The sequence below is a fragment of the Roseibium denhamense genome (genome assembly GCF_009711415.1).
Classification (GTDB): domain Bacteria; phylum Pseudomonadota; class Alphaproteobacteria; order Rhizobiales; family Stappiaceae; genus Roseibium; species Roseibium denhamense.
This window is the reverse complement of the sequence record NZ_SMLZ01000093.1, coordinates 1-20270: the sequence shown is the minus strand read 5'-3', so window position 1 is coordinate 20270 and position 20270 is coordinate 1. Positions and strand designations below refer to the sequence as shown.

19 protein-coding genes are annotated in these 20270 nt (G+C 56.7%); 15 read left to right on the top strand and 4 right to left on the bottom strand.

All coding sequences use genetic code 11. The features are described from left to right. Positions 1 to 215 precede the first annotated feature (215 nt). From hemB to E1180_RS04640, 4 genes are all read left to right on the top strand, one after another. A complete protein-coding gene (hemB, locus tag E1180_RS04655) occupies positions 216 to 1211 on the top strand; it encodes a porphobilinogen synthase (protein ID WP_244313962.1) in 996 nt (331 codons plus the stop codon). Between the two features lie 104 nt (positions 1212 to 1315). Then, positions 1316 to 1822, top strand: a complete 507-nt coding sequence (locus E1180_RS04650; protein ID WP_155189914.1) for an RDD family protein — start codon at positions 1316 to 1318, stop codon at positions 1820 to 1822. Positions 1823 to 2098: 276 nt separating this feature from the next. Further along, positions 2099 to 3940: an SLC13 family permease gene (locus E1180_RS04645; protein ID WP_155189913.1), complete on the top strand. Its 1842-nt coding sequence runs from the start codon at positions 2099 to 2101 to the stop codon at positions 3938 to 3940. A 31-nt stretch (positions 3941 to 3971) separates the two neighbouring features. Beyond that, on the top strand, positions 3972 to 4721 hold the full coding sequence (locus E1180_RS04640; protein WP_283404468.1) for an arginyltransferase: 750 nt from the start codon (positions 3972 to 3974) through the stop codon (positions 4719 to 4721). Positions 4722 to 4753: 32 nt separating this feature from the next. Here E1180_RS04640 and E1180_RS04635 read toward each other — a convergent pair whose 3' ends face one another. Both E1180_RS04635 and E1180_RS04630 read right to left on the bottom strand, forming a co-directional pair. Beyond that, the gene (locus tag E1180_RS04635; protein WP_425280893.1) at positions 4754 to 5461 is read right to left on the bottom strand and encodes a uracil-DNA glycosylase; all 708 of its coding nucleotides are present in this window, start codon (positions 5459 to 5461) and stop codon (positions 4754 to 4756) included. Further along, on the bottom strand, positions 5436 to 6029 hold the full coding sequence (locus tag E1180_RS04630) for a LabA-like NYN domain-containing protein (protein WP_155189912.1): 594 nt from the start codon (positions 6027 to 6029) through the stop codon (positions 5436 to 5438). The genes E1180_RS04635 and E1180_RS04630 overlap by 26 nt, the downstream gene beginning before the upstream one ends. Positions 6030 to 6410: 381 nt before the next feature. On the opposite strand from E1180_RS04630, the gene rpoZ reads away from it, so the two are divergent. From rpoZ to recO, 9 genes are all read left to right on the top strand, one after another. Beyond that, positions 6411 to 6812 (top strand): DNA-directed RNA polymerase subunit omega, encoded by a 402-nt coding sequence (rpoZ, locus tag E1180_RS04625; protein WP_155189911.1) that lies wholly within the window; start codon positions 6411 to 6413, stop codon positions 6810 to 6812. Between the two features lie 111 nt (positions 6813 to 6923). After that, positions 6924 to 9170, top strand: coding sequence for a RelA/SpoT family protein (locus E1180_RS04620; RefSeq protein WP_155189910.1), 2247 nt, complete (start codon positions 6924 to 6926; stop codon positions 9168 to 9170). A gap of 28 nt (positions 9171 to 9198) precedes the next feature. Next, a complete protein-coding gene (gene pyrE, locus E1180_RS04615; RefSeq protein ID WP_155189909.1) occupies positions 9199 to 9780 on the top strand; it encodes an orotate phosphoribosyltransferase in 582 nt (193 codons plus the stop codon). Positions 9781 to 9803: 23 nt separating this feature from the next. Beyond that, positions 9804 to 10406 (top strand): DUF2062 domain-containing protein, encoded by a 603-nt coding sequence (locus E1180_RS04610; protein ID WP_155189908.1) that lies wholly within the window; start codon positions 9804 to 9806, stop codon positions 10404 to 10406. A gap of 62 nt (positions 10407 to 10468) precedes the next feature. Beyond that, on the top strand, positions 10469 to 10900 hold the full coding sequence (gene acpS / locus E1180_RS04605; RefSeq protein WP_155189907.1) for a holo-ACP synthase: 432 nt from the start codon (positions 10469 to 10471) through the stop codon (positions 10898 to 10900). A 115-nt stretch (positions 10901 to 11015) separates the two neighbouring features. Further along, positions 11016 to 11768, top strand: coding sequence for a signal peptidase I (gene lepB, locus E1180_RS04600; protein WP_155189906.1), 753 nt, complete (start codon positions 11016 to 11018; stop codon positions 11766 to 11768). 40 nt (positions 11769 to 11808) lie between these two features. Further along, a complete protein-coding gene (gene rnc / locus E1180_RS04595; RefSeq protein ID WP_155189905.1) occupies positions 11809 to 12519 on the top strand; it encodes a ribonuclease III in 711 nt (236 codons plus the stop codon). Between the two features lie 85 nt (positions 12520 to 12604). After that, positions 12605 to 13534 carry a GTPase Era gene (era, locus tag E1180_RS04590; RefSeq protein WP_283404491.1) on the top strand — a complete coding sequence of 310 codons (930 nt, stop codon included), beginning with the start codon at positions 12605 to 12607 and terminating at the stop codon, positions 13532 to 13534. 57 nt (positions 13535 to 13591) lie between these two features. Next, a complete protein-coding gene (gene recO, locus E1180_RS04585) occupies positions 13592 to 14353 on the top strand; it encodes a DNA repair protein RecO (protein ID WP_208996937.1) in 762 nt (253 codons plus the stop codon). Between the two features lie 29 nt (positions 14354 to 14382). Here recO and E1180_RS04580 read toward each other — a convergent pair whose 3' ends face one another. Beyond that, the gene (locus tag E1180_RS04580) at positions 14383 to 16455 is read right to left on the bottom strand and encodes a putative bifunctional diguanylate cyclase/phosphodiesterase (protein WP_155189903.1); all 2073 of its coding nucleotides are present in this window, start codon (positions 16453 to 16455) and stop codon (positions 14383 to 14385) included. A gap of 249 nt (positions 16456 to 16704) precedes the next feature. Here E1180_RS04580 and parC point away from each other — a divergent pair, with 249 nt between their 5' ends. Further along, positions 16705 to 18957, top strand: a complete 2253-nt coding sequence (gene parC / locus E1180_RS04575; RefSeq protein ID WP_155189902.1) for a DNA topoisomerase IV subunit A — start codon at positions 16705 to 16707, stop codon at positions 18955 to 18957. Here the strand turns inward: parC and E1180_RS04570 are convergent. Next, positions 18954 to 19850 (bottom strand): AraC family transcriptional regulator, encoded by an 897-nt coding sequence (locus tag E1180_RS04570; protein ID WP_244313959.1) that lies wholly within the window; start codon positions 19848 to 19850, stop codon positions 18954 to 18956. The genes parC and E1180_RS04570 overlap by 4 nt on opposite strands. Between E1180_RS04570 and E1180_RS04565 the strand changes: the two genes are divergently transcribed. Continuing rightward, entirely contained in the window at positions 19849 to 20256 is a 408-nt protein-coding gene (locus E1180_RS04565) for a DUF2000 family protein (protein ID WP_155189900.1), read from the top strand. The genes E1180_RS04570 and E1180_RS04565 overlap by 2 nt on opposite strands. Positions 20257 to 20270 lie beyond the last annotated feature (14 nt).

The following is a 20270-nucleotide window of genomic DNA, read 5'->3' as shown; positions in this document are numbered from 1 at the left end:
ATTTTGACATTGCGCGCACTAAAGCATATTTGACGCAAACGTCAAACAAACTCTTTTTCTTCATTATTTTCAGTTATTTTTCAGGCAATTGGAATGAACGAACATGCGTGCTAGATTTTCGCGATCCCAACCAGCTGATACTCCAAACAGCGCTCATCAGACTTGCAGGCCTTTTCATGCCGTCGAAAGCTCTTCCGCCGATTACCCCCGCCCATATGGATACCCTGCTCTCCGGCACTCGCATGCGCCGGAACCGGCAAACGGATTGGACACGCCGACTCGTCCGTGAAAATCATCTAACCGTTGATGATCTAATTTGGCCGGTCTTTCTGACCGACGGTGAGAACGTGCGCCAGGCGGTACCGTCCATGCCCGGCGTGTTCCGGCTGTCCGTCGACGAGGCGGTGCGGGAGGCAAACCGGGCAGCTGAGCTGGGCATACCGGCGATGGCCATCTTTCCCTACACGGACCCGGATCTGCGCGACGAGACCGGCAGTGAAGCTCTTAACCCGGACAATCTGACGTGCCGCGCGCTGCGGGCAATCAAGAGCGAGCAACTGAATGTCGGCCTAATGACCGATGTCGCGCTCGATCCGTACACAAGCCATGGACACGACGGCCTGATGCAAGGCGACACGATCTTGAACGACGAAACGGTCGATCAGTTGTGCCGGCAGGCTCTTGTGCAAGCCGATGCCGGGTCCGATGTTATTGCGCCGTCGGACATGATGGATGGCCGTATTGGCGCAATCCGCCAGGCTCTGGACAGCCAAAACCATCGCGATACGCAGATCATGGCTTATTCCGCGAAATACGCTTCGGCCTTTTACGGCCCGTTCCGCGATGCGGTCGGATCGTCCGGCACGCTGAAGGGGGACAAACGGACCTACCAGATGGATCCGGCCAACACCGATGAGGCGATCCGGGAAGCCGAGCTCGACATTGCGGAAGGCGCCGACATGGTGATGGTGAAACCGGGCATGCCCTACCTGGACATTGTCCGGCGCATCAAGGACCAGTTTCAGGTCCCAACCTACGCTTATCAGGTGTCCGGCGAGTATGCGATGATTGCGGCGGCCAGCGGCAACGGGTGGCTGGATCATGACCGTGCGATGCTTGAGAGCCTTCTGGCGTTCAAGAGGGCTGGCGCTGATGGCATCCTGACCTATTTTGCGCCTGCTGTTGCGGAGATGCTTGCAGGCGATCAATAGGAGCCTCCTGCCTTTGGACACCATGAGGGAGCACGGGCAGAAGATTGCGAAACCCGTCCGGCGCTCCTACATCCATGGGCAAGATGAGTGAGGACAAGACCACAATGTCAGCAGATACCGCCAGCAACCACAGCCGTCAGAACGCCTTTGACCCGGCCTTGAACCCGGAACTGTTCAGCGGAGTGCGCAGCCGGCGGATGTTTGCCTTTCTGATCGATCTGATCGTTATCGCCCTTCTGACCTTCGGCGCGGGGATCCTCGTTTTCGTGCTGGGCGTGTTCACACTAGGCCTTGGGTTTCTGCTTTATGCAATCCTGCCCACCGCTGTTGCGTTGATCTACGTTGCCATGACGCTTGGCGGCCCGTCGGCCTCAACCCTGGGCATGAGAGCCATGGGGCTGGAAATGCGTTTGTGGTACGGCGCCAAACCCTACCCGCTCCTGGCGGCCGTTCATGCGATCCTATTCTGGTTCTCAGTATCGTTTCTCACGCCGCTGGTTCTACTGGTCTCCTTGTTTTCGGACCGCAAGCGCTTGCTTCATGACCTCATTTTGGGGACCGTGGTGATCAACTCCGCCTATCACCGCGAATTCTCCGCGCGCCCCGCCTAAACGGCCTCAGGCACTTGCCTCAGCTTGTTTCTTCGGGAAACGGGCGCGCGGTTTCCGGCTTATAGCCCATTGGGTTAGTGCCGTTTTTTCATGGAAATCGTGAACCTCGGCCCACTGTTTCAGTCCATTGGCATTCTGGATCTGAAAAAGCCCGGTTATCAACATGATAGCGCCGCATAAGCGGCAACCGGGCCAGTCTTTGCTCTTTCAATCCTCCGCCCGCCTGTTCTAAGGTGCGCGTTCCTGGGACCGGCTTCGGTGGGACAAGGCGGGTGAATGCACTCAGTTGATATTGCCATGGCACTGACCTTCGTGGTCATCGCATCGACCGTTATCCTGTACGCGCTTGAGCGCTATGCGATTGAGACGATTGCGCTCGGGTCGGTGACTGCCTTCATTGCCATATTTTCCGTCATTCCAATCATGGACGCGGATGGGGCACGGGTCACGACGGGCGCGTTTCTTGCCGGATTTGCAAATCCCGCGCTAATCACGGTGATCTGCTTGTTGATCATCGGACAGGCCCTGTTTCAAACCGATGCGCTAGAGGCGCCTGCCAAAACCATTGTGAAATGGACCCGAGGGCGGTCCAAACACGCAGCCGTCCCGATCCTGATCGTGGTCGCTGTTTTAAGTGCGTTTTTGAACAACACGCCGGTGGTCGTCATGTTTCTCCCGATCCTGACCGCTGTTGCGGCCACGATCGGTCAATCCTCGTCGCGGGTGTTGATGCCGCTCTCGTTCATTGCGATCCTCGGTGGTATGACGACGCTGATCGGCTCGTCGACGAACCTGCTGGTTGCCAATTTTGCGGCACAAAGCTCTGATCTGAAACTGACATTCTTCAGCTTCACACCTATCGGCCTCATCCTGGCCGCGGTCGGCTCGATCTACGTGCTGTTTGTGATGCCAAAGTTCCTGAAGCCACGCAAAACAATGGCAGAGGAGTTTCAGTCGACGTCGGGCAAACAGTTTATCGCCCAGATCGAAATTACCTATGGCCACCCGCTGAGCGGCGTCGAAGCCGTCTCGGGCATGTTCCCGCAGCTGAAGGACATGACCGTCCGGCTGGTTCAGCGGGGCCAAAAACCGCTCCTCCCGCCGTTTGAGAATGTCACCTTGAAGCCCGGCGACACGGTTATCGTTGCAGCGACCAGGACCGCTCTTGCCAACGCGCTTGCCCGGCGGCAGCCGCTGATGGAGGCGGACACAGACACAAATGGCAACGCAAGAGAGGCAACAGCTGCGCCCCCAGCCCCCGGCACAATAAGTCTCGCCGAAGTGGTTGTCGCCCCGGCCTCGCGGCTCATGGGCCGGACGTTGCCGCAATCGGGTTTTTATACCGAGACCGGATGTCTGGTGATGGGCATCCAGCGCCGCAGCCGCATGCCGCGCATGGCTATGAACGACATCCGCATGGAGGCTGGCGACGTCTTGCTGGTCGCGGGAAGCGAGGCGGAAATTGCGCGCTTGCGCGGCAACCGCGATGTCCTTCTTCTCGACTGGTCGATGACCGAAGTCCCCAGAAAACGCTATGCGCCCCGAGCCTTGGTGATTTTCACCTGCGTCGTGGCGCTTGCCGCCAGCGGGCTGGTCCCGATCGTCTCGACTGCAGTCGCGGGAACCTTTGCCATGATCGCTTCGGGCTGCCTCAACATCCGGCAGGCAATGCGCGCAATCGACAGCAGGATCTTCATGCTGATCGGGGCATCTCTAGCCGCTGCGGTTGCCCTCGAATCGACCGGCGGTGCCACAGCGATCGCCTCTGGCCTCGCCTTTATGCTTGACGGCGCCTCCGCGCCGGTCATTCTGTCGGCTTTGTTCTTTATTGTGATGATCCTCACGAACTTCCTATCCAACAATGCCGCAGCCGTTCTGTTCACACCGGTTGCAATCAATCTTGCAGACCAGATAGGGCAATCCCCCGAAGCTTTCGTCGTTTGCCTCATCATTGCGGCCAATACATCATTTGCAACGCCCATCGGATACCAAACGAACCTCATCGTGATGGGCCCCGGACACTATCGTTTCATTGATTTTGTCCGGGCTGGCGTCCCGCTTGCTCTTATCTTATGGTTGACGTTCTCACTAGTCGCTCCATGGTACTATGGACTGTGAGACTTGGTTTGATGCGCTGCGGGATTAAAAGGTGACACGGCATCCGACGGATCATCCGCAATTTTATCTGACCGCACCTGCGCCCTGCCCTTATCTTGAGGGCAAACAGGAGCGGAAAGTCTTCACGCACCTGGTTGGCCATGGCGCCCCTGCCCTCAATGAAGTGCTGACCCAGGGCGGCTTCCGCCGCAGTCAGAACATTGCCTACCGCCCGGCCTGCGAAAACTGCCAGTCCTGCATTTCGATCAGGGTGCGCGCCCACGATTTCAAATGGACAAAATCCCTCAAACGCGTGTGGAAAGACGGTGCGAACATTGTCGGCGCCCGCCTTCCGGCCAGCCCCTCAGCCGAACAATACGATCTGTTCCGCGATTATCTCCTGACCCGCCACGAGGATGGCGGAATGACGGAGATGAGCATTCTCGACTATGCCATGATGGTCGAGGACACCCATGTCGAAACACTCGTCCTGGAGTACCGCAGGCGCGGTCCCGACAGTTTCATAACGGGTATAGGCGACGGGTCCCTGCTCGGCGTAGCGTTGAGCGACCAGCTCTCCGACGGATTGTCGATGGTCTATTCCTTTTATGACCCGGCCTTCAAGGATACGCCGCTTGGGACCTACATGATTCTGGACCATATCGTGCGCGCCCAGAAGATGCGGCTTCCCTATGTCTATTTGGGATATTGGGTCGATGGGTCCCAGAAGATGGCCTACAAGTCCCGCTTCAAACCGCAAGAGCATCTCGGCCCGAACGGATGGGTCGTGCCCGTCGAGTAAACCGGACCAGCCCCAACGCCCAAGTCCCGCAATCACTCGTGCGGAATATGCTCCCTGATCCCATTGAACACGGACCGGAACATGTCTTCGGTCAACCGGCCGGTATTCGTGTTGTATCGTGAGCAGTGATAGCTATCGAACATGGTAAGGTTCGTGCCGGGCAACTTATGAGCGGCCCCATGAGCGAAGGGGAAAAGAGCTTTACGCAGGTTCAGCGCAGTCAAAAAAGTATCGTGAGCGATCCGTCCAAGCGCGAGAACGGCCCGCACCGACGGGTTCGCGTCAAGTGTTGCGAGCAAATACGGGCGGCAATTCTTGATCTCTTCGCCAGTCGGCTTGTTTTGCGGCGGAAGACACCGGACCGCATTGGTAATCATGGCGTCTTTCAGAACGAGCCCGTCATCCGGCCGGGCCTGATAAACGCCTTCCGCAAAGCCGAATTCAAGCATTGTCTTGTAGAGAAGGTCACCGGCATAATCGCCGGTAAAGGGGCGGCCCGTGCAATTGGCTCCCTTCATTCCAGGCGCAAGACCGACAACGAGAAGACTTGGCTCCGGCGCTGTGAAGGTCGGAACTGGAGCGTTGTGCCAATCGGGAAACTGGTCCTGAAGCTGACGCCTCAAGTCAACGAGCCTCGCACAGGCCTGGCAATCCACCGGCGGCTCTGTCGGCTGAATGTCATGCATATCGGCAGCCGTCGAATTCGTGCTCGTATTAGTAATCGTCGTCGTCTTCGTCATCATCCATCTGAGACGGTGCCTGAGGACGGACGGGACGTTCAGACGGGTCGCGGCCGATCTTGTTCGCAAGGCTTGCAAGGTCGATGAAATGGTCGGCTTGCCTGCGCAGATCATCGGCGATCATTGGGGGCTGTGTTTTGAGCGTTGAGACGACACTAACCTTGCGGCCCTTGCGCTGGAGTGCTTCCACAAGCGACCGGAAATCGCCGTCGCCGGAAAACAGGACCACATGGTCGACGGAATCAACAAGCTCCATCGCATCAACAGCCAACTCGATGTCCATATTGCCTTTGACCTTACGGCGACCGGCGCTGTCTACGAACTCCTTAACAGGCTTCGTGATAACCTTGTATCCGTTATAGTCTAGCCAATCGATCAGCGGACGAATGGAAGAGTATTCCTGATCTTCAATAAGAGCGGTGTAGTAATAAGCCCGAAGAAGATATGCCTGCCCTTGGAACTCTTTTAAGAGCCGCTTGTAATCGATATCGAAACCGATTGCCTTAGCGGTCGAATAAAGATTTGCCCCATCAATAAACAAAGCAACTTTTTCGCGCGCATCAAACATCTTTACTGAAACCTTTCCAAGTAGTATGCGCTGATCACAGATTTGCAAAACGGACTTCGAATACCCACCAACGAAATCACAACGCAATCAACTGGCTTTAACGCATACGTTGCTGTTTGGTTGTAGTTTGTTTGACCTCAACAAACAGCTTATTGTTTTCATTGTTCCCTGCGGTCATTTAGATTCTTCTTTAGACCATGCAATGGGCGTACACCATTCTGTGATACAGCTGCAACGCAAAAGCTGGCTCGAACGGCAAAAACCATGCGATTTCCAGTGTTAGATATGGTCCTTTCCGAATTCTGACAGGGGCTTGCTTTTTACCGGCCGGGTCTCTATACGCTGATCTTTCAAGTTCATTTAAGCTTATGGAGACGTCGTATGGCGCGCGTGACCGTCGAGGACTGCATCGACAAGGTCGAAAACCGGTTTGAGCTGGTGCTGCTTGCTGCGCACCGCGCTCGCATGATTTCGAGCGGTTCTCCGCTGACAATCGATCGGGACAACGACAAAAACCCTGTCGTTGCTCTTCGCGAGATCGCCGAGCAGACCGTCAGCCCGGAAGACATGAAGGAAGACCTCATTCATTCGCTTCAAAAATATGTTGAAGTGGATGAGCCTGAGGCTGAGGCCGTTCCTGTCGTTGCCGTTGGCCAACAGAACCAGGCGACCCAGGTCAACAATGTGGATGACAGCGCTGTCGAATTCGACCGCATGTCCGAGGAAGACCTTCTGCGGGGCCTGGAAGGCCTCGTGCCGCCGGAGCGCACCGACGACATCTAAGCGTCAACCGGCTTGTAGATTATGCCAGAGCGCGCCGGGACACCGACCGCGCTCTGGTGCTTTATTTCTTTACCGCAGCCAACCAGCCGGTAGCATGAGACGATCACGGCGATGATGCGTCAGTACGAACTCGTCGAACGGGTAACGCGCTACAATCCAGATGCTGATGAAGCCTTGCTCAACAAGGCTTATGTCTATGCCATGCAAAAGCATGGCTCCCAGATGCGGGCCTCTGGCGACCCCTACTTTTCCCATCCCCTCGAAGTGGCGGCGATCCTCACCGATCTACGGCTGGACGATGCCACGATTGCCGTCGCCCTGCTCCACGACACGATTGAAGACACAGACGCAACGCGAACCGAGATAGATTCCTTGTTCGGCGAGGAAATCGGAAAGCTCGTGGATGGTCTTACCAAGATCAAAAGGCTGGATCTGGTGTCGCAGAAGGCCAAGCAGGCGGAGAATTTCCGCAAACTCCTGCTTGCGATTGCAGATGATGTGCGCGTGCTTTTGGTCAAACTCGCGGACCGCCTGCACAACATGCGCACCCTTGGGCATATGCCGGAGCACAAACGTGGCCGCATTGCTGAAGAGACCATGGAGATCTATGCGCCACTTGCCGGCCGCATGGGCATGCATGACATGCGCGAGGAGCTGGAGGACATCTCCTTCCGCACACTCAATCCCGAAGCCTACGAGACGATCACAGAACGCCTGGCGGACCTGCGGGAACGCAACCGGGATCTGATTGCAAGCATTGAACAGACGCTCACCGAGCGCCTCTCGGATCGCGGCATGGCAGCTTTGGTCAAGGGCCGGGAAAAGCGGCCCTACTCCATCTTCCGGAAGATGCAGCGCAAGGCGATCGGGTTTGAACAGCTGTCAGACATCTATGGCTTCCGGGTCACGGTCGGGACCATGGAGGCCTGTTACCGGGTTCTCGGTGTTATTCACACAACGTGGCCGACCGTGCCAGGCCGGTTCAAGGATTACATCTCAACGCCCAAGCAGAACGACTACAAGTCGATCCACACCACGATTGTAGGACCATCGCGGCAACGTGTTGAACTGCAAATCCGGACCATCACCATGGACCGGATTGCCGAATACGGCATCGCGGCGCATGCTCTTTATAAGGACGGCGAGTTTGGCGGCCGGAACATTGCCCGTCATAGCGAGGACTGCCGCGCCTTCGAATGGCTCCGCCGGACCACGGAGCTGCTTGCCCAGGGCGACACGCCGGAAGAGTTTCTTGAGAATACGAAACTCGAGCTTTTCCACGATCAGGTTTTCTGTTTTACGCCGAAAGGCCGGTTGATCGCGCTGCCGCGCGGCGCCACGCCAATCGACTTTGCTTACGCCGTTCACACCGGCATCGGCAACACATGCGTTGGCTGCAAGGTCAACGGCAAGATCATGCCGCTTGTAACGGAACTTCATAACGGCGATGAAGTCGACATTATCCGCTCGCAGTCGCAAACACCCCCGCCTGCCTGGGAAGCCATCGCAGTCACAGGCAAGGCCAGGGCGGCGATACGGCGGGCGACGCGGGAATCGGTTCGAAAGCAATATGGTGCGCTCGGCGAGCACATTCTAAAACGCGCCTTTGACCGGGCGTCCAAGGTCTATTCTGAGGACCTGCTGGAAGCAGTTTTGAACGAGCACAGCGTGAGCAGTGTCGCCGATCTGCTGGCGGCTGTCGGCCGCGGTGATATCACAGCGCAAAATGTGCTGAAGTCCGCCCACCCGGACTATCAGGACGAGCGGGTTGCAGTTCCAGGCCCGCCATCCGAGGAGGGCTGGTTCGGCCTGAAACAGGGGTACGGCCTCAAGTTCCGCATACCGCCCAGTGGACTTTCGGACGAGAGCGCGAACGTTTCTTCACCAGATGGTGATGCAAGCGGCCCGGCATTGCCAATCCGCGGCTTGTCCGGCGACATCCCGGTGTCCTTCGCCCCAGACGGCGGCGCTGTTCCCGGAGACCGCATTGTCGGCATCTTGACCCCCTCAGAGGGGCTGACCATCTATCCGATACAATCTCCTTCGTTGAAGGAGTTTGATGACCAGACCGAACGATGGGTGGACGTGCGCTGGGATATCGACATCAACAACCCGGAACGGTTTCCCGCCCGCCTTGACATTTCCGCTGCAAACGAGCCCGGCTCCCTTGCGGCAATTGCGCAAATCATCGGTGAGAACAGCGGAAACATAGACAATGTGAAAATGGTGCAGCGAGCTCCGGACTTCCACCAGATGGTTATTGACCTTGAAGTCTGGGACCTGAAACACCTCAACCGGATTATCAATCAGTTGCGAACCAAGCCCAATGTTTCAAGCGTCTCGCGTGTAAACGGTTGAGTACGTGCGAGATGAAAGGATGTTTAAGATGACCCGTGACGAGGTCCTTACCGTTTTCAGAGAAGCAGGCGCCATTCTTGAAGGGCATTTCATTTTGACCTCCGGCCTGCGGAGCCCGGTCTTTCTGCAAAAAGCCCGTGTTTTCATGTATCCGGACAAGACCGAGAAGCTTTGCAAGGCGCTGGCGGACAAGATTGCGCAAGCGGGCCTTGGACAAATCGACTATATCGTGTCCCCCGCGCTCGGCGGTCTCATTCCCGGCTATGAAACGGCACGGCACCTTGGTGTCCCGGCAATGTGGGTGGAGCGCGAGGACGGCGAGTTCCGCCTGCGCCGGTTTGAGATGCCAAAAGGGGCTCGGGTGGTTATTGTCGAAGATATCGTAACCACAGGCCTGTCCTGCCGGGAAACGGTAACTTCACTGAAATCTCTTGGTGCTGAAGTGGTGGCTGTTTGCTGCCTGATTGATCGGTCGGGCGGCGAAGCTGATACGGGCGTTCCACTGGTCGCTCTGACAGAATACAAGGTTCCGGCATACGAACCGGACAATTTGCCACCAGAGCTCGCGTCTCTTCCGGCCGTCAAGCCGGGAAGCCGCGGCCTCAGCTAACCCAACCGGGATACCGCAAACATATGTTGTTCCGCCGCCGCCATAGTCCCACGCGCCTTGAGCGCATGCGGGTTGCTGTCTGGCCGCGGCACAGCTGGTCACGATCCACACGTTATCTTGGAAAGCGCGTCCTCCGGCTGACGGCCACTCCGCATGCGATTGCCATCGGATTTGCATGCGGAGCCTTTGCGTCCTGCACCCCGTTGATCGGCTTTCATTTCCTGACAGCGTTTGCGGTCGCCTACCTCATGCGCGGCAACATGATTGCCGCAGCGCTCGGCACTTCGATTGGCAATCCGATCACGTTTCCGTTCATCTGGGCTGTCACCTTCAAGATTGGCCAGTGGGTGTTGCATGGCCGGACATCGGACGCTGGTCCGCAGGAAGTGCACCAGCAGTTTCAGCACGGGCTTTTTGAAAAATCGTTCGACGCGCTATGGCCCATGCTGAAACCCATGTTTATCGGCGCAATTCCGCTAGGTCTCGTGCTCGCTACCGTCTCCTATTTTGCGGTTTACAAAAGCGTCGAGGTTTATCAGCGGCGGCGCAAACGTACCATTGAGAAGAAGAAGCGGCGCTTGTTTCCCCATCCCGCGCGGGCGATGGAAGATGACCCGCATGCTTGAACCATGTGGTCCAGATGGCCATGTAGGTGCCTTGCACGACGGCTTTTCTGGGCAGAAATGACATGATCCTTGGCATCGGAAGCGACCTGATCGATATCCGTAGAATTGAAAAGACGCTTGAGCGGTTTGGCGAGCGGTTCACCAATCGCGTGTTCACCGAGGTCGAGCGGACCAAGTCGGACCGAAGGGCGGAACGGGCAGCCTCTTACGCAAAACGCTTTGCCGCCAAAGAGGCTGTGTCGAAGGCGCTCGGCAGCGGCATCCGTATGGGTGTCGCCTGGCGGGAAATGGGCGTGGTCAATTTGCCGTCAGGAAAACCGACAATCGTGCTAACGGGCGGGGCAGCAGAAAGACTGAAAGCCATGACGCCCGAAGGGTTCACGCCCGCGATCGATCTTACCATCACCGACGATTTCCCTTTGGCGCAAGCTTTTGTCGTTATAAGCGCATGGCCTGCCGACTGGCCGCAACCGCCTTCCGCACAGCAGAAATAAAGCCGGGGCTATCCGCCCCTCCACAGATTGCTTCGCCCGCCGCAAGCAGCTATGAGTCCGGCGGTACTTTGGAAATTTTCAGAGCAAGCCACTGACCGGACAACGTAGGGACAACATGAGCGTGACAGACAACAAGCAAGATAAGGAAGGCGGCGTCTACGAGACGGTCAAGATCATCGTCCAGGCCCTCGTCATCGCTTTGGTCGTCAGAACCTTCTTGTTTCAGCCGTTCAATATCCCCTCCGGCTCGATGATGGATTCCCTACTCATCGGTGACTACCTGTTTGTGTCCAAATACAGCTACGGCTATTCGCGGTATTCGTTCCCATTCGGGCTTGCCCCGATTTCAGGCCGTGTGTGGGCCGATGAGCCCGAGCGCGGTGACATTGCGGTCTTCAAGACACCGGAAGACAACGCCACCGACTATATCAAGCGGGTCGTGGGCATGCCCGGCGACACGGTCCAGATGCGCAATGGTGCACTCTACATCAATGGCCAGGCCGTCGAGCGCGAGCAAATCGATGATTACATCGAAACTCTTCCATCCGGCGCCGTTGTGCGTATCCCGCGTTTCCGCGAGACTTTGCCCAATGGGGTCAGCTATGAGACCCTGGACGAAACGACGAACGGCTGGCTGGACAACACCCGTGAATACAACGTTCCGGAAGGCCATTATTTCATGATGGGCGACAACCGGGACAACTCCACCGACAGCCGCGTTCTGGGCAAGGTCGGGTACGTCCCGTTTGAAAACTTTATCGGGCGCGCCGACCTGATTTTCTTCTCCATCAAGAACGAAACACCTGCCTGGCACATTTGGTCGTGGCCGACGGATGTCCGCTGGAATCGCATCGGGCGGGCCCCTTGAGCGAACGCTGCGCAGCAGCGTAGCGGCATGAGTCAGCTGGATGCAGAATAGACCAAGAAGAGAAAGTCCCGTTGCGGCGCTGAAAAAGGCTCTGGACCACGAGTTCCAGGATCTGGAGCTGCTGCGGGTTGCTTTGACCCATGCAAGCGCACTCGATCCGTCAGAGACGGTCTCCGGAAGTTACCAGCGTCTGGAATTTCTGGGGGACCGGGTTCTGGGACTGGCCATCGCCACCATGCTGCATGAACACTATCCGAAGGCGGATGAAGGCGAGCTGGCGAGACGCTTTAATCACATGGTCAAGCGGGAGACCTGCGCCGAAATCGCGCAGGAACTCGGCATTGGTGACGCCATGCGCATTGGCCAGGCGGAAGCCCAGACCGGCGGGCGGAAAAAAACCGCCCTGCTTGCCGATATTTGCGAATCGATCATCGCAGCCATCTATCTGGACGGCGGTTTCCCGGCAGCTGAGCGCTTTATCAAGCGATTGTGGGAGCCGCGTATGCTATCCTGGTCCGGGCCGCTGCGTGATGCGAAGACAACGCTGCAGGAGTGGGCGCAATCCAAAAGCCTGCCAACCCCGCGTTACGAGGTTATGGATCGCAGCGGACCGGATCATGCGCCGAGCTTCACCGTTGCCGTCATCGTTCAAGGTCTGAAAAAAGGCGAAGGCAGCGGCGGCTCCAAACGCATTGCCGAGCAAAGTGCTGCGGAAACTGTTTTGCGCCGGGAAGGCGTCTGGAAAGAATAGGCCACACGTGAGCGACGACTCCCATTTCAACGACCCGGATGATGATAACGAAACCGGGTTTATTCCCCCGTCCGGCCGGTTCGACATCCCGCTGCCGGCACCATTGCCTGAGGCACCTGAAGGCGGCACAAAGGCCGGTTTTATTGCCCTGATCGGCGCACCGAATGCCGGCAAGTCCACCCTGATCAACCAGTTGGTCGGCACCAAGGTTTCCATTGTCACGCACAAGGTGCAGACAACCCGGTCGATCATCCGGGGGGTGGCCATGCACGGCGCCGCGCAGTTGGTGTTCATCGACACGCCCGGGATCTTCAAACCGAAACGGCGGCTGGACCGCGCCATGGTGGACACGGCCTGGGGCGGCGCTCGGGATGCCGATCTGATTGCGCTTCTGATCGACGCCCGCAAAGGCATAGATGAGGAAGTCGAGAGCATCTTGAAGCGGCTGAAGGGCCAGTCGGCCCCGAAGGTTCTGATCCTGAACAAGACCGATGTCGCCAAGCGGGAGAAGCTTCTGGATCTGGCGCAAGCGGCCAATGCCCATATTGAGTTTGAAGAAACCTTCATGGTTTCCGCGCTGACCGGCGACGGGACCAGCACAATCCTTGATCATTTTGCCGGGAAGGTTCCCGACGGCCCTTGGCTTTATCCGGCCGACCAGCCCTCGGATCTGCCGCTGCGCATTCTGGCGGCTGAAATCACACGCGAGAAGCTTTTCGAACGCCTTCACCAGGAGCTGCCCTACATTTCGACGGTGGAAACCGAACGATGGGAGGCCCGCAAGGACGGCTCCGCGCGGATCGAGCAGACCATCTATGTCGAACGCGACAGCCAGAAAAGCATCGTGCTCGGCAAGCGCGGGCAAACTGTCAAAGCCATATCGCAGGCAGCTCGGCAGGAAATCTCGGACATCATCGACGCGCCGGTGCACCTCTTCCTGTTTGTAAAGGTCCGCGAAAACTGGGCAGACGACCCGGAACGCTACCGCGAAATGGGTCTGGAGTTTCCGAAATAATTGCCTCGGGCGCCGAATCCGTCATCATTCAGCTGACTGGTCAAACGAGGTAGCGGCGTGGAATGGACAGGCCGCGGTGTGGTGCTGACCACCCGCAAACATGGCGAAGCCGATGTGATACTGGAGGTCATGAGCGAGGATCATGGCCGCCATCTCGGCTTGGTGCGTGGCGGCCGCTCAAAACGCCAGCGGCCCATTTTACAGCCCGGAAACGAACTGTTTTTGACCTGGAAGGCCCGCCTGTCTGACCATCTTGGCCAGTTTCAGATCGAACCGTCCAACCTGCGTGCGGGCGATCTCATGCTGTCCGGGATCGGACTTGCCGGTCTTCAGCATCTTGCCGTGCTTTTACGCATGATGCCGGAGCGGCACCCCTACCCCCGGCTCTTCGGTGCGCTGGAGGTTGTCTTGAACCACATCACCGAACCGGATACGTCCGCGGCCCTCCTGATACGCTTTGAACTGGAAGTGCTGCGGGATCTTGGCGCCGGCCTCGACTTTCAGTCCTGTGCGGCCACCGGAACGCAGGATGATCTGGCTTACGTCTCGCCGCGCTCCGCCCGTGCCGTGAGCCGCGATGCGGGCGCACCCTACCATGACAAGCTTTTGCCGCTTCCAAGCTTTCTGCTGCCCGGCCAGCGCCAGGCGGGCAGTGAACTCACCTGGAAAGATGTAGATGAAGGGTTCCGCCTGACGGGTTTTTTTCTGGACCGATACAGCCAGGAACACGGCAAGCCATCTGGCGCGGACACACGGTCTCAGCTCTGTGCCGCTTTGCAAAAGGAATACCGGGACGCTTTTCCCTGGAATTTCGCGTGAGATTCGCGCAACCTCTAAATTCTCAACACTCAAGCGGCATCAGAGGGAAACGCCTGGGCGCCGGAGGTATCAAATGACTGGAAAAAGTCCGGCAACTCACGCGCCGGCAAGGGCTTTGAAAACAGGTAGCCCTGCACGTGACAGGTGCCCAACCCCTCCAGAACTCGTAATTCCTGGTCAGTCTCAACGCCCTCTACAACACAGGCAATCCCCATGTCTCGGCTCAATGCCAGAAGAGATTTTACAATCCCATAACCGACAGAATCGGGCTGAATACCCGTCACGAAACTGCGATCGACCTTGATCCGGTCCAATGGCAACTGGTGGACATGCGACAGGCTTGAATAGCCTGTACCAAAATCATCCAGGGAAATGCCAATTCCAGTCTCTTTCAGAACATCAATCGCGCGGCAAGCCTCGTTGAAATCCCACATCACGGTTGTCTCGGTGATCTCGCAATCAAGCCTGCTCGGATCGAACCTATGATTCTCGACTTTCTGCAAAAACTCGAGAATGAACCCTTTCGAAGAAAGGTTTGAGGCAGACAGATTGAATGACAATCGCACATTTTCAGGCCAGGTCTTTGTGGCCGAAAGGGCCTTGTCCAAGATGATCAGAGACAGACGGTTGATCAGACCGGAGCGCTCCGCAGCCGGTATGAAAACGGCCGGGGGAACGTTGCCAAGCTCAGGACTATGCCAACGCGCCAGGCATTCAACACTGGCGACAGTCTGCGTGCGGATATCAATGATGGGCTGAAAGGCAACAGAAAGCTGATCCTCCAAATTGTCTGCCTGCAACGCACGAGTAATTTGAATGGATTGCCGCATTTCCGCTTCTTGAGCTTCGCCAAACATCACGACGCGCTCGGTCACGCTCTTCTTGGCAGATTGCAGCGCGAAAAGGGACTGCTCGAAAAGTTCCGTTGCAGTTGTTGAACTTTCCGACATCAAAGCCCCGCCTACAAACCCGCCCAGCTTGACGTTGCCCTCGGGTAGAGGGAAGGACACCTGGAAGATCGAGGCAACCTTGTCCATGAGATCCTTGAGCTCAATCCGGTCATGGTTACCCTTAAGGATTATGCCGAATTCGTCGCCGGCAAGCCTTGCAACAAATGTATCTTCGGGGATCGCTCGCAAAGTCCTCTTGACCACTTCAAGCAAGAGGCTGTCCCCGATTTCGATCCCGTACACATCGTTGATCGGTTTGAAACCTCCGAGGTCGAAGATACACACCGCAATGCGCGTCTTATTCTCGACCGCCGCTACAAAACGGTCCTCAAGGGTCTCAAAGAAACAACGGCGATTTGGAAGACCAGTCATCGCGTCATGATTGGCGATATGAAGATTCATATCGCTTAGATTTTGGGTTTCCCGCTGCTTTTCCCGAAGCGCGACTGCAGTGTTTTGCAAGTCGCGGCGCGCTTCAACAAGTGTGATGAAGTCTCTATAGTAGCTGGTTAAAACCATGAATGCCGCTAGATTGACCAGCAGGCTGCACACCGCAAACAAGATAAAATATGGATCACCGTGCACAACGAAGAAGGAAAGGTAGATTGTATTGCACGCGACTAAATTGGAGGCCATGGCCACGCGTAAATGCATCATACAAAACATACAGGCCAAGTTGATGATGCCGATAGTGAACGCCACCAAAGTCTGTTGCTGAACATCTCCATAGGCGAAGAGCACAAGAGCCCAAACTGCATAAACAACTGGTGCAAGGGCCGCGATAACCGTAGTTCGAACCTGCCAATGCCGCAGATCAAGATCGTTCATTTCTGTGCAATCCGCGCGCAACAACATGATGATGCGCGGCACGGCAATGAGGGTAATGGCAAGTGGAAGGTAGAGTGTTGCCCAAATTGGTGCGACCGACCAATGGCCTAGCGACAAAATCCAACCGCCGATAAGACAAATGCCATGGAGGAAAGGGAGCTGCCTTACGACAGAGTCGAATTGCGCGCGTGCAAGGTCGAGATCATTGCGTTCATCAACAAAGAACCGGTTGAACAACTTTATAACAGAGATTTTAGACTGGCTATTCATGCAATTGTTTATCCGCCCAACAGCCGCAAGAAGATCAAATTCCCAGAGGTCCAACCCTTACGGAAATCTCGTTGCAAGACCTTTAAACCGGACATCTAAATCTTGATGGTTTTGCGTTTAAATCGCTTCTTCCGGAAAGTTTCTGTCCGTAGGGTTTGTTCGCTGCTCCGCGGCTCATGTGGCCAAGGCAAAATCCGCAAATCTGTTGGAAACTGCCGGAAATCCGTTGAAAATCGGCCAGATCGCACCGGTCTGGCAAGAGCGCCAATTGCCTTTGCCCCGCTGAGCCGATAGCTAGCATTTATGGGAAAAGAGACGACACCACCGCCCAGCGGCACTGAAGGCGTAAACCTCAAGGACGCGTTGGAAGAGCGCTATCTCGCATATGCGCTGTCAACCATTATGCACCGGGCCCTTCCCGATGTGCGCGATGGCTTGAAGCCTGTGCACAGGCGGCTTCTTTACGCCATGCGCCTTTTGAAGCTCGATCCAGGCCAGGGTTTCAAAAAATGCGCGCGTGTCGTGGGTGACGTCATCGGTAAGTATCACCCGCACGGCGACCAGGCGGTTTATGACGCCCTTGTCCGGCTTGCACAGGATTTTGCCCAGCGGTACCCGCTGATCGACGGACAGGGCAACTTCGGCAATGTTGACGGCGATAACGCCGCCGCCATGCGGTACACCGAAGCCCGCATGACCGACACGGCAAAACGGCTTTTGGACGGTCTGGACGAAAATGCGGTCGACTTTCGTGAGACTTACGATGGCGAAGATCGCGAACCGATTGTGCTGCCGGGCGGTTTCCCAAACCTTCTCGGCAACGGATCGTCCGGGATTGCAGTTGGCATGGCAACATCCATTCCGCCGCACAACGCCCATGAACTGTGCGAAGCCTGTCTTCATCTCATCAAGAACCCGGATGCCGATGTCGATGCTCTGCTAGAATTCATAAAGGGCCCGGATTTCCCAACAGGTGGCCTTCTTGTGTCGGACCAAGGTTCCATTCGCGAAGCCTATGCGACCGGACGGGGCAGCTTCCGCATCCGCGCGCGTTGGGAAATAGAGGATCTTGGGCGAGGCCAATGGGCCATTGTGGTTACCCAGATCCCCTATCAGGTTCAAAAATCGCGGCTGATCGAGAAGATCGCGGAACTCTTGACCGCCCGGAAGCTTCCGCTTCTGGACGATGTCAGGGATGAGTCCGCTGAAGACATCCGCATCGTTCTGGTGCCACGCTCTAAAAACGTGGATGCCAACCTCCTGATGGAATCCCTTTTCAAGCTGACGGACCTGGAAAACAGGTTTTCGCTCAACATGAACGTGCTTTCCATGGGCAAGGTCCCCATGGTGATGGGGCTGAAGCAGGTTCTCAGAGAATGGCTTGATCACCGCAAAGAGGTCTTGATCCGCAGGTCCGAACATAGGCTTGGCCAGATCAATCATCGGCTTGAAGTTCTGGAAGGCTATCTCATTGCCTACCTGAACCTGGATGAGGTCATCCGGATCATCCGCGAGGAAGACGATGCCAAAGGCTCCCTGATCGCGGCGTTCGAGCTGACCGATGTTCAGGCCGAAGCAATCCTCAACATGCGCTTGCGCTCCTTACGCAAGCTTGAGGAACTGGAAATCCGAAAAGAGCATGAAAAGCTTTCGGATGAAAAGGATCAGTTGACCAAGCTTCTCGGTTCGGAAGCGCGGCAGTGGACCAAGATTTCCCGGGAAATCAGCGAAATTTCAGAAGCATACGGTCCGGAAACGGAGATTGGCAAACGGCGCACCGACAAGTCCGAAGCGCCCGAGGCCGATCTTGTCGACATCCAGCAGGCGATGATTGAAAAGGAACCGATCACCGTCATCATCTCTGAAAAGGGCTGGATCCGGGCGCTGAAAGGCCATCAGGCTGACCTGTCGACCCTCTCCTTCAAGCAAGGCGACAAGCTCAAATTATCCTTCCATGCCGAGACGACGGACAAGATCATCGTGTTTACGACCGGCGGCAAGTTCTTCACCCTTGGGGGAGACCGGCTTCCCGGAGGGCGTGGGCACGGCGAACCGATCCGCCTCATGGTGGAGATGGACGAGGCCCAAGATGTTGTCAGCGCCTTCGTTCACAAGCCGGGGCGCAATCTTCTGCTCAGCAGCAATGAGGCCCGAGGTTTTGTCGTCTGTGAGGATGATGTCATTGCGAACACCCGAAAGGGCAAGCAGGTGCTCAATCTGGGCGCACCGGCCGAAGCCTCGCTCTGTGTGGATGCGACCGGGGACCATGTTGCGATTATCGGCGAGAACCGCAAGCTGCTGGTCTTCCCGCTTGCCCAAATCGCACAGATGGGCCGGGGCCGCGGTGTGCGCCTGCAGCGCTACCGCGATGGCAGTGTCTCCGACATAAGGGTCTTCAAGGGCGAAGAGGGTCTCACCTGGACCGACAGTTCGGGGCGCAGCTTCACGCGCTCGCTGGAGGAGCTTTCCGAGTGGCTCGGCGACCGCGGCCAGGCCGGCCGCCTGCCCCCGGCTGGTTTCCCCCGGTCAAACAGGTTTGGACCGAAAAGCCTCTAAGCGATGGCGGCGTTCAGCTGCCGCCATTTGCCAGGTGACATACCAAACGCTTGTTTGAAATGACGGGACATGTGGCTCTGGTCTGCAAAACCATTTGCCGTTGCTGCACCGGCCAGGCATTCGCCGTCCGCAAGTCCAATCTTTACCCGCTCCAAACGGCGCATCACCAGATACCGGTGCGGGCTTGTTCCAAAGGCCGCCCGGAACTGGCGTGAAAGGGAAAACCGGTCCAGACCCGAGACTGCCTCCAGATCGGCAGATCCAATCGGATCTGCAGCATGTTCTCTCAAAAAATCGGCACAGAGTTTCAATACCGGCCAATCAAGGGCCCGCCCCATCGGTCGTGCATCATCTGAAAACCGGTTCAGACACGCAGCCAACTCGGCAAGACTATCGAAGACCCTTAAGTCGCCCATCTCGGCCTCAAGATCCTGCAAAGCCTCGATCAGGCTTTTTCGAAACACTGGATCCGTCAGCACCGGGCTACATACGTGGGGAAGCGTTCTACGCCCAAGAGCCTGCGCAATCATCTCCGGCGGAATATACATCATCCGGTAACGCAAGCCGGTTTCTGTCCCGGCCCCGCCATCATGGACTTCGTCCGGGTGTATGACGATTACCTGTCCGGGGCATGAAGCCCGCTCTGAACCGCGGTATTTGAACCGCTGAACACCGTGCAGTGTCAAGCCGATGGCATAGGTGTCATGCCGATGAGGCGAGAAGCCGTTGCCCTGGAAGTTCGCTTCGATCCGCTCGATCCCGGCTTCGGTAGGCGCCGAGCGAATACCGTCGCCGCTTATTTTGCACAAACGTTCAAGACCATTTTCGGCCGCCCCACTTAGGCTGGCTATCTCGCACCTTTCCTCAAATCCCATGATGGAATTTTCATTCATGTTCGATACCAAATTTGTCATCGTAGTCCGCGACGACCTCGCTATGTGGCAGAAGCTCAACGTCACAGCATTTCTGTCCACCGGCGTTTCCGCCGCCAAGCCCGACATAATCGGAATGCCTTATCAAGATGCGGACGGCAATCTTTATCATCCGATGAGTGTCCAGCCCGTGATCGTTTTGGCTGCCAATGCGGATAAACTAATGAAAATCCACCAACGCACGCTCCAGCGGCAAGTCCAATCGAGCCTTTATATCGAAGAAATGTTCTCAACCGGTCACGACAGTGCCAACCGGGCGGTCTTTAAAGAGCATAGTCCGGAGAATGCGAAAGTCGTTGGCATCGCATTTCACACGGACAAGAAGATCGCGGACAAGATTTCCAAAGGCGCGAAGATGCACGGGTAGGCAGTTCGGTACGA

Coding starts and splice junctions, on each gene's coding strand:
- hemB (WP_244313962.1), top strand. CDS start 216: ATGGATACCCTGCTCTCCGGCACTCGCATGCGCCGGAACCGGCAAACG.
- E1180_RS04650 (WP_155189914.1), top strand. CDS start 1,316: ATGTCAGCAGATACCGCCAGCAACCACAGCCGTCAGAACGCCTTTGAC.
- E1180_RS04645 (WP_155189913.1), top strand. CDS start 2,099: ATGCACTCAGTTGATATTGCCATGGCACTGACCTTCGTGGTCATCGCA.
- E1180_RS04635 (WP_425280893.1), bottom strand. CDS start 5,461: ATGACGAAGACGACGACGATTACTAATACGAGCACGAATTCGACGGCT.
- E1180_RS04630 (WP_155189912.1), bottom strand. CDS start 6,029: ATGTTTGATGCGCGCGAAAAAGTTGCTTTGTTTATTGATGGGGCAAAT.
- rpoZ (WP_155189911.1), top strand. CDS start 6,411: ATGGCGCGCGTGACCGTCGAGGACTGCATCGACAAGGTCGAAAACCGG.
- E1180_RS04620 (WP_155189910.1), top strand. CDS start 6,924: ATGATGCGTCAGTACGAACTCGTCGAACGGGTAACGCGCTACAATCCA.
- pyrE (WP_155189909.1), top strand. CDS start 9,199: ATGACCCGTGACGAGGTCCTTACCGTTTTCAGAGAAGCAGGCGCCATT.
- E1180_RS04610 (WP_155189908.1), top strand. CDS start 9,804: ATGTTGTTCCGCCGCCGCCATAGTCCCACGCGCCTTGAGCGCATGCGG.
- acpS (WP_155189907.1), top strand. CDS start 10,469: ATGATCCTTGGCATCGGAAGCGACCTGATCGATATCCGTAGAATTGAA.
- lepB (WP_155189906.1), top strand. CDS start 11,016: ATGAGCGTGACAGACAACAAGCAAGATAAGGAAGGCGGCGTCTACGAG.
- rnc (WP_155189905.1), top strand. CDS start 11,809: ATGCAGAATAGACCAAGAAGAGAAAGTCCCGTTGCGGCGCTGAAAAAG.
- parC (WP_155189902.1), top strand. CDS start 16,705: ATGGGAAAAGAGACGACACCACCGCCCAGCGGCACTGAAGGCGTAAAC.
- E1180_RS04565 (WP_155189900.1), top strand. CDS start 19,849: ATGTTCGATACCAAATTTGTCATCGTAGTCCGCGACGACCTCGCTATG.
- E1180_RS04570 (WP_244313959.1), bottom strand. CDS start 19,850: ATGAATGAAAATTCCATCATGGGATTTGAGGAAAGGTGCGAGATAGCC.